We start from the raw sequence: 15954 nt of genomic DNA, 5'->3' as shown, positions 1-15954 counted from the left end.
CTCGATCCCACCGCGCTCGGGCGGAGGGCTCACCTTGACCCTCGCGCGGGGGCACCGGAAGATGGCGGAGCGATGCTCATCCTCGGGATCAACGCCTACCACGGCGATGCGTCGGCCGCCCTGCTCGTCGACGGCCAGCTCGTGGCGGCGGCGGAGGAGGAGCGGTTCAGCAGGATCAAGCACTGCGCGGGCTTCCCGCGGCTGGCGGTCGAGTACTGCCTCGGCGCCGCGGGCGCGCGGGTCGAGGACATCGATCACATCGCGATCAGCCGCGACACGAGGGCGCACCTCGGCGACAAGCTCCTCTACGCGCTGACGCGGCGCTCACCGGCGGGGCTCCTCAAGGGCTCGCTCGGCGCGAGCGACCCGAAGGTGCACCTCGGCGCCGCGCTCGGCGTCGACCCGAAGCGCATCCGCGCCGCGTCGCACAACGTCGAGCACCACCGCGCGCACCTCGCCTCCGCGTTCTTCCCCTCGGGCTTCGACGAGGCGGCGGTCCTGTCCATCGACGCCTTCGGCGACTTCGTCAGCACGATGTGGGCGCGCGGCCGCGGCAACAAGCTGGAGATCCTCCGGCACGTCGGCTTCCCCCACTCGCTCGGGCTGTTCTACTCGGGCCTGACGCAGTACCTCGGGTTCCCCAAGTTCGGCGACGAGTACAAGGTCATGGGGCTGTCGGCCTACGGCCAGCCGGATCTGCTCGACAAGCTCCGGCAGGTGGTGCGCGTCAAGGACGGGGCGTTCGAGCTCGGGCTAGAGTACTTCCAGCACCACACGAAGGGCATCGCGATGACCTGGGAGGGCGAGCCCCGCTACGGCCCCATCCACTCCGAGCGCCTGATCGACCTGCTCGGCCCCGCCCGCAGCCCGAAGAGCCGGATGGAAGATCGCTTCATGGCCGTCGCCGCCTCGACGCAGGCGGCGTTCGAGGAGGTCTACTTCGAGCTGCTCGCGACGGCGAAGCACCTCACCGGCTCGCCGCGCCTCGCCCTCGCGGGCGGCTGCGCCTACAACAGCGTGGCTGCGGGGAAGATCCGGCCGAAGGGGCTGTTCGACGACGTCTTCATCCAGCCAGCGGCCGGCGACGCGGGCACGTCGTTCGGGGCGGCGCTCTACGTCCACCACCACAAGCTCGACAACCCGCGCGGCTTCCACCAGACGCACAGCTACTTCGGCCCGGCCTTCTCGCAGGAGACCATCGACGAGCTGCTCCGGAAGGAGCAGGTCGCGTTCGAGACCCTCCCCGACGAGGACCTGATCCCCCGCGTCGCCAGGGCGATCAGCGAGGGCAAGGTGGTCGGCTGGTTCCAGGGGAGGATGGAGTACGGCCCGCGCGCGCTCGGCAACCGCAGCATCCTCTGCGACCCGCGGCGGCCGGACATCAAGGACGCGATGAACGAGCGGATCAAGCGCCGCGAGATGTTCCGCCCCTTCGCGCCGGCGCTGCCCCTCGAGCGCGTCGGCGACTACTTCGAGCAGACCTCGCCGGACCCGTTCATGGTCAAGGTCTACAAGATCAAGCCCGAGCGCCGCGCCGAGATCCCCGCCGTGACCCACGTCGACGGCACGGGGCGCCTCCAGACGGTGACCGCCCAGGAGAACCCGCGTTACCACGCGCTCCTCAGCGAGTTCGGCCGGCAGACTGGCACGCCCGTCCTCCTGAACACCTCCTTCAACGCGAGCGAGCCGATCGTTTGCACCCCAAAGGAAGCGCTCGACTGCTTCCTCCGGACCAAGATGGACGTGCTCGTGCTCGAGCGGGCCTACCTGGAGCGCGCGCCGGCCCTCTAGGCAGACCGCGCGCGCTCCTGGTAGGCCGCGAAAAGCCCGCCGGAAGCGGCCGTGGAGGCCCGGCCGAAAGTTCGTGGTTGACGTGGAGCGAGGGGACGGCAAATGGGCGTCCCCGGCATGTGGAAGAACGGGACGCCGGGCGCCCTGCCCCACCTCGACGGAGCGCCGGAGCAACCGGTTCCGACGACCGGGGGTGCTTGGACGCCTTGCCTCGAGCATGATGCCGGCCCGCCGCGCGGCGTGCGCGCGGACCTGGTACCCCATGGGCCCACGGCGCTGCATGCGCTCACGGCCCCCCCTGCGTAAGGGTCCGCGCCGCGGCGGCCCAGGCGGTCAAAGAGGATGGATGCGAATCGGATGAAGCTCGTACTCGAAGACGGCACGACCATGACGGGCCGGTGCTTCGGCGCCCCGCGCGCGGTGAGCGGCGAGGTCGTCTTCAACACCGGCATGACGGGGTACGTCGAGACGCTCACGGATCCCTCGTACAGAGGCCAGATCCTGACGATCACGTACCCGCTCGTGGGCAGCTACGGCGTGCCCGCGCCGCGCAAAGCAGGCAGCGTCGACGGGCCCTACGAGGCCGACCGCATCCAGCTGCAGGGGCTCGTGGTCCAGAGCTACGTGGAGCGCTACAGCCACCACGCCGCGGTCCGCTCGCTCGGCGCCTGGCTCGCCAGCGAGGGCATCCCGGCGATCACGGGGATCGACACGCGCACGCTGACGCGGCGGCTCCGGGAGGTCGGGACGATGAAGGGCTGGCTGTTCCCGGCCGAGATGGACCTGGAGCGGGTGAAGCGCTCGGCCGAGGCCGTGGACATGCGCGAGGAGGTGTTCCGCCTCGTTTCGCCCCGCGAGCCCGTCACGTACGAGGGCGGCCCCCTGAAGGTGCTCCTCATCGACGCGGGCGCGAAGGACAACATCGTCCGCTCGCTCCTGCGGCGCGGGGTCACCGTCATCCGCGCCCCCTACCACGCGCCCATCGCCGAGCTCGCCGAGAGCGCCGACGGCGTCCTCATCGGCAACGGCCCTGGCGACCCCAAGGACCTCGGCCAGCTGGTCGCCGCGGTGCGCGGCCTGCTCGGGACCTACACGAAGCCGATCTTCGGCATCTGCCTCGGCAACCAGATCCTCGCGCTGGCCGCCGGCGGCGACACCTTCAAGCTGCCGTACGGCCATCGCGGCGTGAACCAGCCGGTGCAGGACCTCCTGAGCCGCCGCTGTTACGTCACGAGCCAGAACCACGGGTACGCGGTGAAGCACGAGTCGCTGCCCGCCGAGTGGGAGCCCTGGTTCGTCAACATCAACGACGGCACCAACGAGGGCATCCGCTCGCGGCTCCGCCCCTTCTTCAGCGTCCAGTTCCACCCCGAGGCGACGCCCGGGCCCGAGGACGCAGGCTACCTGTTCGACGACTTCCTCCGCCTCTGCGGCGCGATGAAGGGGTCCTCCGATTCGCGACTCAAGACCGCGGGGACCGCTGCCGCGGATCCCCGCGCCACCCCCACCGCAGGAAGGAGCTGAGCCATGTACGGCGCGTATCTCCCCAAGAAACCCCGGCGCGTCCTCGTGCTCGGCTCCGGCGCGCTCCAGATCGGTCAGGCCGGCGAGTTCGACTACTCGGGGTCGCAGGCGATCAAGGCCCTCAAGGAGGAGGGGATCGCCACCGTCCTCGTGAACCCCAACATCGCCACCATCCAGACGAGCGAGGGGCTCGCAGACCGCATCCACCTCTGCGCGGTCACCCCGGAGTTCGTCGAGCGGATCATCGTCAAGGAGGAGGTCGACGCGATCGCCCTCTCCTTCGGCGGGCAGACGGCGCTCAACTGCGGGCTCGAGCTCCACGACTCGGGCATCCTCGACAAGTACGGCGTGCGGGTGCTCGGCACGCCGATCAAGGCGATCCGCGACACCGAGGACCGGCGGCTCTTCATCGAGCGCCTCGACGAGATCGGCGTGAAGACCGCCCGCAGCCGCGCCTGCCGCTCGGCGGCCGAGGCCATGGCGGCGGCGCGCGAGATCGGGTTCCCCGTGATGCTCCGCGGCGGCTACGCGCTCGGCGGCAAGGGCAGCGGCATCGTCGAGAGCGAGCGCGACCTCGAGGACGCCGTGCGCCGCGGCTTCGCCGGCGGCGTGCCCCAGGTGCTCGTCGAGGAGTGCCTCCGCGGCTGGAAGGAGATCGAGTACGAGGTCGTCCGCGACGGGCGCGACAACTGCATCACCGTCTGCAACATGGAGAACCTCGACCCGATGGGGATCCATACCGGGGAGTCGATCGTCGTCGCCCCGTCGCAGACGCTGAACGACGAGGAGTACCAGCTCCTCCGCTCGGTCGCGCTGAAGACGATCCGCCACCTCGGCATCGTGGGCGAGTGCAACATCCAGTACGCGCTCGACCCGCACAGCGCCGATTACCGGGTCATCGAGGTGAACGCGCGCCTCTCCCGGTCGAGCGCCCTCGCCAGCAAGGCGACGGGCTACCCGCTCGCCTACGTCGCCGCGAAGATCGCCGTCGGCTACACCATGCCGGAGATCGCCAACGCGATCACCCGCAGGACGACCGCGTTCTTCGAGCCGGCGCTCGACTACCTCGTCTGCAAGGTCCCGCGCTGGGACCTCGGCAAGTTCCGCGGCGCGTCGATGCGGATCGGCAGCGAGATGAAGAGCGTCGGCGAGGTCATGGCCATCGGCAGGACGTTCCCCGAGGTCATCCAGAAGGCGCTCCGCATGCTCGACATCGGGGTGAAGGGGCTCGACCCCGACGCGTTCACCTTCAAGGACCTCCGCGACGAGCTGCAGAACGCGACGCCGCTCCGGATCTTCGCCGTGGCCCGCGCGCTCCAGGAGGGGATGTCGGTCGACGAGATCCACAACCTGACCAAGATCGACCGGTGGTTCTTGAACCAGATCGAGCCGATCGTCCGGATGCACCGGGACCTGAAGACGCTCAAGGTCGCCGTCCCCGCGCAGGCCGACAAGACCGCGGCCGCGCAGGAGCCGGCGCTCGAGGAGGCGACCCTCCGGGAGGCGAAGCAGCTCGGCTTCAGCGACCGGATGATCGGCACGCTGACCGGCGCGCCGCGGGGCTCGATCCGGGAGGCCAGGAAGCGGCACGGCATCGTGCCGCACCTCGCGCAGATCGACACGCTCGCGGCCGAGTTCCCCGCCGAGACGAACTACCTCTATTCGAGCTACCACGCGTCGGCCACGGACGTCGCGCCGTCCTGGCGGAAGAAGATCATGGTGCTCGGCTCCGGCGCCTACCGCATCGGCTCGAGCGTCGAGTTCGACTGGTGCTGCGTCAACGCGATCCGCGCGGCCTCGGAGCTCGGCTACGAGACCATGATGCTGAACTACAACCCGGAGACGGTCAGCACCGATTACGACACGTGCGACAAGCTGGTCTTCGACGAGATCAGCTTCGAGACGGTGCTCGACATCTACGAGCGGGAGCAGCCCTACGGCATCGTGGTCAGCATGGGCGGGCAGGTCCCGAACAACCTGGCGCTCCGGCTGCACGAGGCGGGGGCGCGTATCCTCGGCACGAGCCCGGGGAGCATCGACACCGCCGAGGACCGGAAGAAGTTCAGCGATCTGCTCGACCGGCTGGGGATCGACCAGCCGCGCTGGGCGCACGTCGTCGACGCGGGCCAGGCGGGCGAGATCGTGAACAAGCTCGGCGGCTTCCCCGTCCTCGTGCGGCCGAGCTACGTGCTGAGCGGCGCGGCCATGAGCGTGGCGCACGAGCCCAACGAGCTCGATCGCATCCTCGCCCGGGCCAAGGCCGTCTCCCCCACCTACCCCGTTGTCGTGTCCAAGTTCGAGACCCACGCCCGCGAGGTGGAGATCGACGCGGTCGCCGATCGCGGGGAGATCATCCTCTGGGCGATCAGCGAGCACATCGAGAACGCCGGCGTCCACAGCGGCGACGCGACGCTCGTCCTGCCCCCGCAGTCGCTCTACATCGCGACGATCCGCAGGATCAAGCAGATCGCCCAGCAGGTGGCGCGGTCGCTCTCGATCACCGGGCCGTTCAACATGCAGTTCTTGGCCAAGCACAACACGGTCAAGGTGATCGAGTGCAACCTGCGCGCGTCGCGGAGCTTCCCCTTCGTGTCGAAGGTCACGGGGAACAACTTCGTCAGGGAGGCGATGCGCAGGATGCTCGGCGTGTCGCAGCCGGTCGAGAACCGCGGGCTCGACCTCGATTACGTCGGAGTGAAGGCGCCGATGTTCTCGTTCTCGCGCCTCGTGGGGGCCGATCCGATGCTCGGCGTCGAAATGGCGAGCACCGGCGAGGTCGGCTGCTTCGGCGACGACATGCACGAGGCGCTCCTGCACTCGCTGCTCGCGACCGGCTTCAGGTTCCCCAAGAAGGGCGTGCTGCTGTCGCTCGGGCCGCTCGAGGACAAGTACTGGTTCGCCGACGAGGCCCGCGTCATCGCCGAGCACCTGAAGCTCCCCATCTTCGCGACGCCGGGCACGGCCGAGGCGCTCCGGGCGCTCGGGCTCGCGTGCACGAGCCTCGCGAAGCAGCCCGACGAGGGGGAGACGGCGATGAGCGCCATCGAGCAGGGGAAGGTGGATCTCGTGATCAACATCCCCCGCGAGTACGACCAGCTCGGCCGTCCGGACGGCTACCTGATCCGGCGGCGCGCGGTCGACGCGAACATCCCGCTCCTCACGGACCTCCAGCTCGCGCGGGCGGTCATCGGGGCGATGCGCGCGAAGAGGATCGAGGATCTGCGGACCCTGTCCTACGACGAGTACCTCGCGCGGAGCCCGGTGGCGCTCAGGTGATCTGAGACGCCGACGCGGCGAGGAGAGGCTCCGGGTGGCTCGGGAGGTTGTGCCGAGCCGCCCGGCCCCGCGACGGACACCCCCGCGCGGGGCCGGCTGCCCTCCCGACAGCAGAACCAACACCGGCCCTCTCCGCGCCCCGCGACGGACACCCCCGCACGGGGCCTGCCGACTTCATGGGAGCGGAGGCGGGCTCACGAACCCGGACGGCAGGCTCGCCCTCAGTCGTTCGTGACGATGAACCAGCCGTTCACCATGCCGTTGCCGGTCGACGTGGTCGATCCCTGGATCGCGCTGGTCCCCTCATTGCGGACGCACATGCCGACATTCCATTCGCCCTCTGGCAGCACCGTCGTGGCAGAGACCGAGTAGGTTGTGCGGGTCGGCGTGAAGTAGTGGCTCGCGAAGGTGCCGCCGAAGAAGTTGACGATATCGCCGGTGCCGCCGCGCCGCTGATAACAGAGGCCGAGCGGGGCGACGAATGCAGCGCGGGACGGCTGCAGGCCGAGCGGCGCAGAGGCTGATCCGGTCACGCGCTGGCTGCCGGTGATGGTCACCGACCCCGGGGGGCCGACGAAGACATAGGCGGCGCTGCCACCCTCAATAAGGGGAGCCATGTTGCCCGCGATCGCGATCGTCGCGACCACACCCGTCGGCCCCTGAGGCCCTGTTGCGCCCACTGGCCCGATCGGCCCCTCGGGTCCCATCGGTCCCTCGGGTCCCATCGGTCCCTCGGGTCCCATCGGCCCCTCGGGCCCCATCGGCCCCTCGGGCCCCATTGGCCCCTCGGGCCCCATCGGCCCCTGGGGCCCCATTGGCCCCTCGGGCCCCATCGGTCCCCTCTCGCCGGGCACGCCAGCCGGCCCCGCCGGCCCCTCGGGTCCTGTCGCGCCCACGGGCCCCGTCGGCCCCTCAGGCCCCTTTGGCCCCTGGGGCCCTGTCGGTCCCTCCGGCCCCATCGGTCCCTGGGGCCCTGTCGGACCCGTCGGTCCCATCGGCCCCGCGATACCGCTCGAGTTGCCCACCCAGTTGCCGCTCTCGTCGATGACGACCCTGCCGCCGATCTTCACCAGCTTCGGCGTGATCTCACCAACAGCGTTGTTCGCGACCATCGCATACGGGACGCTCCCGATCGAAGCGCGAGGCTCCATCTCCTGATCGTCCCCGACCGTGATTCCGATGTAGCGAACCGAGCCGTCGAAGACCTTCGCGGATTGCTCCTCGGTGAAGTCGAGCACGGTGGAGAAAAAGCCTTCGTCGAACGAGAGCGCGATCACCTCGCTCCAGAGCGGCTCGTCGTCGTCCTCGGCGGCGTAGATGGCGAACGTCACCGAGAGGACGTCATTGACCGGCTCGCCGTTGGCCGTGAAGAGCCGCCCTTGATGCGAGATCTGCATCGGCACGGCGGCGGCCGCGCCGCGCACGAGGCCGACGGAGGCGGCGAGAAGAACACCCATCGCGAGGACACGCCGTCCCATCCCGTTCATGGCACGCTCCCGTTCGCCCCGACCAGACCGCCCTGCACGCGGTAACTCGGTGAGGTCGTCTTTCCCTGATTCTGCGTCGGCTGACCGAGCGTGAAGACCATGCGATAGCTCGGGCTCCTCACGACCTTCCCCGCGCTGACCATCTCGCCCGCGGCGATGCCCCGATCCCCCACCTCGGGACGCCCACCTGCGCCACCCCCGCCCGCCGAAGCCACAGGATCGCCTGCACCAGCCCCGCCGGCCCCCCCGAGACCCTCACCCCCCGACCCGGCCCCAGCCACGGACACGTCGGGACTGCCACAGCTACAGCCCGGAGACACGGCGAGCGATGCAACAGTCAGGCCTAGCCACACCGGGAATTGCAGTCGCGCCATCAACGTGTTCCCCTCTGCTTCCGGGGCTTACGATCCGGACCAGGAAGGTACGCGCCCGGCCACCAAGGTTCAATCTATTCCCGAGCCATTGTGATACATCGCCGCTTTACGTCGGGGTCGACAGGCGGCGCCACGGGCTCGAAAGTGCGCCGACACGCTCACGCCGCGATCGCAAGGCGATGTCCGAGGCGAGCTGAACGCCGAGAATCCTGGCCCCGCCGGCGGAATGCCCTCATCCCACGCTCTCCTGCCCTCCGCGCGAGCGCGCGGTAGCAGCTCCGCCGAGCGCTGCCCCCGCGCGCCGAAGCGACGGGCCCACCTTCGACCGCGCCCGGAGCGCCCCGACCGGCGGTGCGTCCGCGGAGCGGAAATGCCTCTCTGCAGCGTTTTCCGCCCACCTCTGCCACGTGCAGAGCGGCGGACACCCGCACAGGAGACGGGCCCAGATCGGCGTTTTCGGCGCGCAAGCGCACTTCCGGTGCGCTGAGCACCGAAAACGCCGAGGTGGGCCCGTATCCGAAGCGGGTGACCGTCGCTCTAGAGATCGTCGCACACGGGGCCCGCCTCGCCAGGCCCCTCGCCCGCGACGCCCGGCTGGCCCTGCGCCCCGCCGCCGCTGCTGTTCAGCTCCTCCGAGATCGCCCCGGGGTTGAACGTCATGAACCACCGGAGCGACCACCAGAGCAGGTTGAACCAGGCCGGCACAGGCAGCCTGCGCGTCGCCCCGACCTCGGCGAGCCCCGCCGCCGCGAAGACGACCGGCAAGATGGTGCCAAGATCCGCGCGGTAATCCATCGCCTCGCGCACATCGGCGTTGATCCCGGCAAAGGCGTGCGCGACCGCGCGGGCGACGCGCGTCGGACCAGGATGCCCCTCGGGCCGCGGCGCGCCGAGCGGGTGGCCGTCATCCTCGCGCGCCCCGTCGACCAGCCCGGCGAGCCGGGCGCGGAGCCGCTCCGGATCGAGCCCGCCCTCGGAGCGCTCGACGATCACCGAGCCCGTCATCGGACGGATCGAGACGACCTCGCAGGCGGGATCGGCCGCGAGCTGCTCCGCGATCCGCTCGCACACCCGACGATGGCCGGCCAGCGCCGGCGCGCGCAGGCGGACGCGCCGCTCCAGGGCGTGGACGACGAGGACCGCCGGCGACGTCATGACGACGGCTCGCCGTGGAGCTCCGAGGCGCCGTTGCTCTTGCGCGCAGCCCGCTCGCCGCGCGCCCCGCCCGCCGCCTTCTGGCGCACCCGCTCGGCGACCTCGGCGAAGAGATCCTCGACGTGCTCCCGCTGGCGCTCGAGCAAGCCGAGGCCCAGCCTGCCCAGGTGGAGCCCGAGCGCCGCGATCTCGACGACCACCGGCCGGAGGTGCTGCTTCTTGCCCATCAGGAGGACGGCCGTGCCGACCCCCAGGGCGAACGACGGTGGATGGAACTTCATGATGCCATGTCTCCCTTGCGCAGCCCGGCGACGCGCGCGGCGCGCACGCCTTGCTTGCGTCTCGCGGCCGCCCCCGCATCCTCGCCTGCGCCCTGGTCCGTTTCCGCTTCCGCTCTCGCGTCTGCTGCTTCCGCTTCTGCTGACGCGTCCGATTCCGCTCCTGACGCCGAGCCCGACTCCGATTCCGATTCCGACTCCGATTCCGGCTCCGATTCCGACTCCGATTTCAATTCCGATTCCGCGCGCCTGCCGTTGACGATCACGATCTCGCGGCCAGCGCTCGCGGAGCGCCCCAGAGGACCGCGGAGCAGCGCGGGCAGCGCGCCCACGGCCACGGCGAGCGCGAGCTCCCCGGCGCGGAGGCGCTGCGCCCCCAGCAGGCGGCCCAGGGACCTGGAGCCGAGCGCGAGCGCCTGGAGCGCGGACGTGGCGGCGAGCGCGCGGGCCACGTGCGGGCTGTCCCGGCGGAGCGCGTCCGCCGCGGCGCCCTCCCCGGCGCCGGCGCGGCAGGCCAGGATGTGGAGCAGCTGCGCGGTCACCAGCGCCGTGAACGCCCTCGTCCCCGCGGTGGCCCGGCCGCCGAGCGCGTACGCCGACAGCGACGCGCCGGACATCGCGGCCGCGTCCACGCCCAGCGCGCGGAGATCGGCCGCGCCGAGCAGCCGCGCCGCAGGGTCGCGCGGGGGGCGCCGCATGACGCCGGCCTCGGCCGGCTCGAGCGCGAGCGCGAGCGCCGGCGCCACGTCGGTGAGCAGGTTGATCCAGAGCAGCTGCAGCGGCGTGAGCGGCGAGGCGCCGCAGAGGGCGCCCACCAGCATCGTGAGGACCTCGCTCGCGTTCGTCGCGACGAAGTAGGCGATCGCCCGGCGGACGTTGTCGTGCAGCCGCCGCCCCTCGCGGACCGCCTCGGTGAGGCTCGGCAGATCGTCCTCGGCGAGGACCACGTCGGCCACGGCCCGCGCGATGTCCGTGCCGCGCTTGCCCATGGCCACGCCGACGTCGGCCGCCTTGAGCGCGGGTCCGTCGTTCACGCCGTCGCCCGTCATCGCCACGATCGCGCCGCCCTGCTGGAGCGCCCGCACGATGTCGAGCTTGGCCTCCGGGGTGACCCGGCTGTGCACGGCGTCCGGCGGGATGCCGAGCTCGACGCCGATCGCGCGCGCGGTCCGCTCCTGGTCGCCCGTGAGCATCAGGGTGCGGATGCCGGCGCCGGAGAGGGCCTCGAGCGCCTCCCGCACGCCGGGGCGCGGCGGGTCGCGGAGGCCGACGAGGCCGGCGAACTCGAGCGGAGCGTCGTTGTCCGGCCGGCCGTTCTGCCGCCACGCGAGCGCGAGCACGCGCAGCCCCCGCGAGGCCATCGCGTCGTTGTGCCGGAGCACCTCGCCGCGCTCGTCGCCGGCCCCCTCGCGCCGGGGCGGCGCGTCGCAGCGCGCGACGACCTGCTCGGGGGCGCCCTTCACGAGCTCGATGTGCCCGAGCTCCGGGTGGTCGTGGACCGTCACCATGAACGCGCGCTCGGCCGAGCGCCGCGCCTCGCTCACGCGCCGCGCCGCGAGGCGCCGCGCCGACACGGGGTAGCCGGCGGCGAGCGCGAACTCCACGAGGGCGCGCTCGGTGCCGCTGCCCTGGACGACCTTGCCCGCCTCGCTCAGCTCGACGTCGGCGTTGAGGGCGGCGATGCGCGCGAGCGCGTGCACGCGCGGGGCGGCGGCGTCGACCTCGCGCCCGTCCTCGCCGATCAGCGCGATCCCGCGCGCGGGCCCCGCGCCGCCGCCGCGGCGCGCGGCGCGCTCCACCCGCAGCGCGCCCTCGCCGGGGAGGAAGATCTCGGCCACCTGCATCCGGTTCTCGGTGAGCGTGCCGGTCTTGTCGGCGCAGACGACGCTCACCGCGCCGAGCGTCTCGGCCGCGGCGAGGCGGCGGATCACGATGCCGGAGCCGCGCAGGCGGCGGCTCGCGAGCGCGAGCGCCGTGGTGCCCACGGTGGGGAACCCCTCGGGGATGGCGGCGACGCCGAGCGCGACGGCGCTCCGCAGGAGCGCGCGGAGCGGCCTCCGACGCGCGAGGCCGACGACCATCACCGCCGACGAGCTCGCGAGCGCGAAGGTCGCGAGGCGCCGGCCGATCCAGGCGAGCTCCTGCTCGAGCGGCGGGGTGCGCTCGGACTCGCGGGAGAGCGCGCGCTGGATGTCCCCGAGCGCGGTCCACCGGCCTGTCGCGACGACCACCGCCGCCCCCTCGCCCGAGGCGATGGTGGTGCCCGCGTACACCATGCCGCGGCGCTCGGCGAGCGGCGCGCCGCCGTCGACCCTCGCGGCGCACTTCTCGGCGGGCTCGCTCTCGCCGGTCAGCGTGCTCTCGTCGGCGGCGAGGGCGCGCGAGGTCAGGACGCGCGCGTCCGCCGCGACCGGCTCGCCCGCGCGCAGCGCGAGCACGTCGCCCGGCACGATCTCCGACGCGGCGAGCCGCTGCTCGCGCCCGTCGCGCACGACGCGCGCCCACCCGACGCGGAGGTCGCCCCACGCGTGCAGGAGCTCCTCGGCGCGCGACTCCGTGTACGTGCCGATCGCGGCGTTCGCGCCGACGACGAGGAGGACGGCGCCTGCGTCGATCATGTCGCCGAGCGCGAGCGACACGCCCGCCGCGCCGAGGAGCATCGCCGTGGGCACCGTGAAGACCTGCCCGGCGAGGATCTCGATCGACGAGCGGGTCGCGACGCCGGCGAGCTCGTTCGGGCCGACCGCGCGGAGGCGGCGGCGCGCCTCGGCGGCGGGGAGCCCCTCGCGCGGATCGACGCCGAGCGCGCGGGCGACCTCGCCCGCGTCCTCCGCGTGGGCGCAGAGCGCCACGTCGACGCGGCGGGCGCGCTCGCCTCCGCCCTGCCCGGCCGGCGCGCCCTCACCCTGCCCGGCCGGCGCGCCCTCACCCTGCCCGGCCGGCGCGCCTCCACCCTGCCCGGCCGGCGCGCCTCCACCCTGCCCGGCCGGCGCGCCTCCACCCTGCCCGGCCGGCGCGACCTGGCTCCCCCAGGCCCGCGCGTGCCACGCGCGGCGCTCGTCCTCGCCCGCCGCGCCCTCGCGGGGGCGCGCGCAGCGGCGCGCCGCGCGCACGAGCGCGCCCACGCCCTCGGCCATGGCCCGCACGGCGCGGCGCGCGGACGGCGGCGGCGGGGCGCCTGGCACGGCGTGGGCGCCGAGCACGAGCGCGGCCTCGTCGGCCGCGTCCTCCCCCACGCGCACGAGCACCCGCCCGGTGCGCGCGCTCGCCCGCGCGGACACGACGCCGGGGATCGCCGCGAGGTCGCGCTCGATGCGCGCAGCGCGCGCAGCGTCTCCGAAGAGGCCGGCCACCTCCGCGCGCACCCGCGCGATCCCGGCAGGCCCGTGCAGATCGCGCGCAGGCGTGCGATCTGCGCGAGCGCGCCGCCGCGCGCCGCCGCCCCTGCGCCCGCCACGAAGATCGATCCAGCCCGTGCCCCGACGCTCCATGATCCTCCGCGCTGAGGCGGAGGCCTTTTCAAAGGTTGAGCCAGCGCCTGTGTGCGAGCGAGCCACATCGAGCCGCCGGGCCGGCGCGGCGGCGCGCCAGCGCCCTCGTCGCCGTCAGGCCCGCGTCGCCACGGAGGCCAGGAGGCTCTGCAGCGAGCCCGGATCGATCGGCTTGACGAAGTGCATATCGAAGCCGGCCTCGCGCACCCGGCGCTGATCCCGCTCCTGGCCGTAACCCGTCAGCGCGATCATCAGTGACGGGGCGACGTCCGCGCTCTCCTCCAAGGCCTTCAAGGTCCGCGCCACGCCGCAGCCATCCATCCCGCCGGGGAGGCCGATGTCGCACAGGATGACCTCCGGCCGGAACGAGCGGGCCGCTTCCACCCCCGCGGCCCCGGACAGGGCCACCTCGACCTGATGGCCGTTCATCGCGAGGAGCGCCTGCAGCATCTCCGCGGCGTCCTCGTTGTCCTCGATGATCAGGACGCGCAGCGACCTCGCGGCGCCCGCCGAGCTCGAGTCGACGCGCGGCGGCGGCGCGGCGCGCTCCGGGGACGCCTCGGGCCCGCGCGCGAGCGGCAGGCGGAGGACGATCTCCGTCCCGTGGCCGACGCCCGCGCTCTCGGCCGACGCCGTGCCGCCGTGGAGTTCGACAAGACCCTTTACGAGCGCCAGCCCCAGGCCGAGCCCACCCCGGTTGCGGTCCAGGCTGCGCTCGGCCTGGCTGAACGGCTCGAACATGCGCGCCAGCGTCGCCGGCTCCGCGCCGATGCCGGTGTCGCGGACGCGGATCACGGCGGAGCCGTCCGGCGTCGCCGACAGCGCGACCGTCACCCGACCGCCGGCGTCGGTGAACTTGTTGGCGTTGTGCAGCACGTTGCTGACCGCCTGCGACAGGCGCGTGGGATCGCCGGAGACCCAGAGCGGCTCGATCGGCAGATCCAGCCGGAGCTCCAGGCCGCTCGCTTCCAGCGTGCTGCGGTAGTCCTCCGCGGTCTGCCGGAGCAGCCGGGGCAGGTCGCAGCGCTCCTTCCTCAGCTGAATCCTCCCGCGCGCCACGCGGGACACGTCGAGGAGGTCGTCCACCAGCCGGGCCATGTGCGCGACCTGCCGCTCGATCACGCCGCACGCCCGCAGGAGCGACGGCTGCTCGATCCCGGTGCTCCGCAGGATCTCCACCGCATTGCGGATGGGCCCGAGCGGATTGCGCAGCTCGTGCGCCAGCATCGCCAGGAAAGCATCTTTGCGCTGGTCCGCCTCCCTCAGCGTCGCCTCCCAGGCGTCGGCGGCCCGCTTCCGCTCGGTGATGTCGTAGGCGATGGTGACCAGGAGCCGCCGGCCTGCCGCGTCCCTCCCCAGCCGAGCGGAGCTGAAGACCCACGTGCGCTCGGCGCCGCTCGCCGTGGTGAGGGTGAGCTCGTTCTCGCCTGAGGCCTCATCCATGTCGAACAGGGACGCCACACGGGCGTGGATGGCAGCGCTCCTCGCCCCGTACGCCCTGTCGAGCCACGCCATCACCGTGGGGATCTGCTCGCGGGTGTAGCCGCTGATGTCCGTCCACGCGCTGTTGACGCAGACGACGTGCCCGTCCTCGGCGTAGATCATGATGGGAAACGAGGTCGCCATGATGGCGCGGCGCAGCCCCTCCTCCCGCTCCTGCAGCTGGAGCTCCGCCTCCTTGCGCTCGGTGATGTCGATGATCGAGCCGACATAGCCGAGGAACTCGCCGCCCGGGCCGAGCCGCGGAGCGGCCGAGTCGATGCACCAGCGGTACACGCCGTCGCGGCGGCGCACGCGGAAATCGATCCTGTAGTCCTCGCGCCGCTCGTTGGCCCGCAGGAACGCCTCCATGGCCGCCGAGCGGTCCTCGGGGTGCACCGCCTCGATCCAGCCGAAGCCCAGGGCGGCCGCCTCGGTCTGGCCCGAGAAGTCCAGCCAGCCCCGGCTCGCGTACGTGCAGCCGCCGTCGGCGCCCGTGACCCAGATCATGACGGGCGCGTGATCGGCCATGTTGCGGAAGCGCGCCTCGCTGTCGCGCAGGGCCTCCTCGGCGCGCCGCTGGGCGGTGATCTCGCGCCCGGTCTCCAGGACAATCCGCCGGCGCTCCGCCCCTTCCACGAGCCGCAGGCGGCTCTCGACGAGGATCTCCCGGCCGTCGCGGGTCGTGCGCCGGATCTCGCCGTCCCAGAGGCCGTCGCGCAGGAGCGCCGCCTCGATCTGCGCGAGCGGCGCCGGCAGGGCGGTGCGCAGGAGATCGTGGCTCGACCGCCCGAGGGCGTCGCGCGCCGGGAAGCCGTAGAGCTGCTCCGCCCCGGCGCCGAAGTACACGATGGCGCTTGCACCGCCGAGCTCCCACGCGAGGGCCGCGTCGCCGAGCCGATCCAGGAGGGCCGCCTTCAGCTGCAGCTCCCCCGCGGCCTGCCCCCTGCCGCTGAGGCCGTCCGCCGGCAAGGCTGCGTGCGGGACCGGCGAGGGGGCGCAGAGGAGGGGGCGCACCGCCTGGTCAGCCAACCCGCAGCAACGCTCCGACCGCACCGTCAGCAGGCATCTCCGTCGAGCGCGTCGGCTCGAAAGCCAG

Annotated in this window: 9 protein-coding genes; 3 read left to right on the top strand and 6 right to left on the bottom strand. The window is 72.6% G+C overall.

The genetic code is table 11. The features are described from left to right. The first annotated feature begins 72 nt into the window (after positions 1 to 72). The 3 genes from WME82_RS13550 to carB all read left to right on the top strand — a co-directional run bounded on the left by WME82_RS13550 (position 73) and on the right by carB (position 6591). Positions 73 to 1791 (top strand): carbamoyltransferase family protein, encoded by a 1719-nt coding sequence (locus tag WME82_RS13550; protein WP_437871094.1) that lies wholly within the window; start codon positions 73 to 75, stop codon positions 1789 to 1791. Positions 1792 to 2148: 357 nt separating this feature from the next. Further along, positions 2149 to 3315 (top strand): glutamine-hydrolyzing carbamoyl-phosphate synthase small subunit, encoded by a 1167-nt coding sequence (carA, locus tag WME82_RS13545; protein ID WP_438043191.1) that lies wholly within the window; start codon positions 2149 to 2151, stop codon positions 3313 to 3315. A gap of 3 nt (positions 3316 to 3318) precedes the next feature. Next, positions 3319 to 6591 (top strand): carbamoyl-phosphate synthase (glutamine-hydrolyzing) large subunit, encoded by a 3273-nt coding sequence (carB, locus tag WME82_RS13540; RefSeq protein WP_438043190.1) that lies wholly within the window; start codon positions 3319 to 3321, stop codon positions 6589 to 6591. Between the two features lie 221 nt (positions 6592 to 6812). Here carB and WME82_RS13535 read toward each other — a convergent pair whose 3' ends face one another. The 6 genes from WME82_RS13535 to WME82_RS13510 form a co-directional block, all read right to left on the bottom strand. After that, positions 6813 to 8078 (bottom strand): collagen-like protein, encoded by a 1266-nt coding sequence (locus WME82_RS13535; protein WP_438043189.1) that lies wholly within the window; start codon positions 8076 to 8078, stop codon positions 6813 to 6815. Further along, positions 8075 to 8251: a hypothetical protein gene (locus WME82_RS13530; protein ID WP_437299446.1), complete on the bottom strand. Its 177-nt coding sequence runs from the start codon at positions 8249 to 8251 to the stop codon at positions 8075 to 8077. The genes WME82_RS13535 and WME82_RS13530 overlap by 4 nt, the downstream gene beginning before the upstream one ends. Before the next feature lie 738 nt (positions 8252 to 8989). Continuing rightward, the gene (locus WME82_RS13525) at positions 8990 to 9607 is read right to left on the bottom strand and encodes an HMA2 domain-containing protein (protein WP_438043188.1); all 618 of its coding nucleotides are present in this window, start codon (positions 9605 to 9607) and stop codon (positions 8990 to 8992) included. After that, positions 9604 to 9888 carry a hypothetical protein gene (locus tag WME82_RS13520; protein WP_437745864.1) on the bottom strand — a complete coding sequence of 95 codons (285 nt, stop codon included), beginning with the start codon at positions 9886 to 9888 and terminating at the stop codon, positions 9604 to 9606. The genes WME82_RS13525 and WME82_RS13520 overlap by 4 nt, the downstream gene beginning before the upstream one ends. Next, a complete protein-coding gene (locus tag WME82_RS13515) occupies positions 9885 to 13376 on the bottom strand; it encodes an HAD-IC family P-type ATPase (protein WP_438043187.1) in 3492 nt (1163 codons plus the stop codon). Before WME82_RS13515 ends, WME82_RS13520 begins: the two co-directional genes overlap by 4 nt. Positions 13377 to 13490: 114 nt before the next feature. After that, positions 13491 to 15887, bottom strand: a complete 2397-nt coding sequence (locus WME82_RS13510) for a PAS domain S-box protein (RefSeq protein ID WP_438043186.1) — start codon at positions 15885 to 15887, stop codon at positions 13491 to 13493. Between the last annotated feature and the right edge of the window lie 67 nt (positions 15888 to 15954).

Source organism: Sorangium sp. So ce128 (assembly GCF_051525245.1).
Lineage (GTDB): Bacteria > Myxococcota_A > Polyangia > Polyangiales > Polyangiaceae > Sorangium > Sorangium cellulosum_B.
This window is presented reverse-complemented; position numbering and strand designations above follow the sequence as displayed.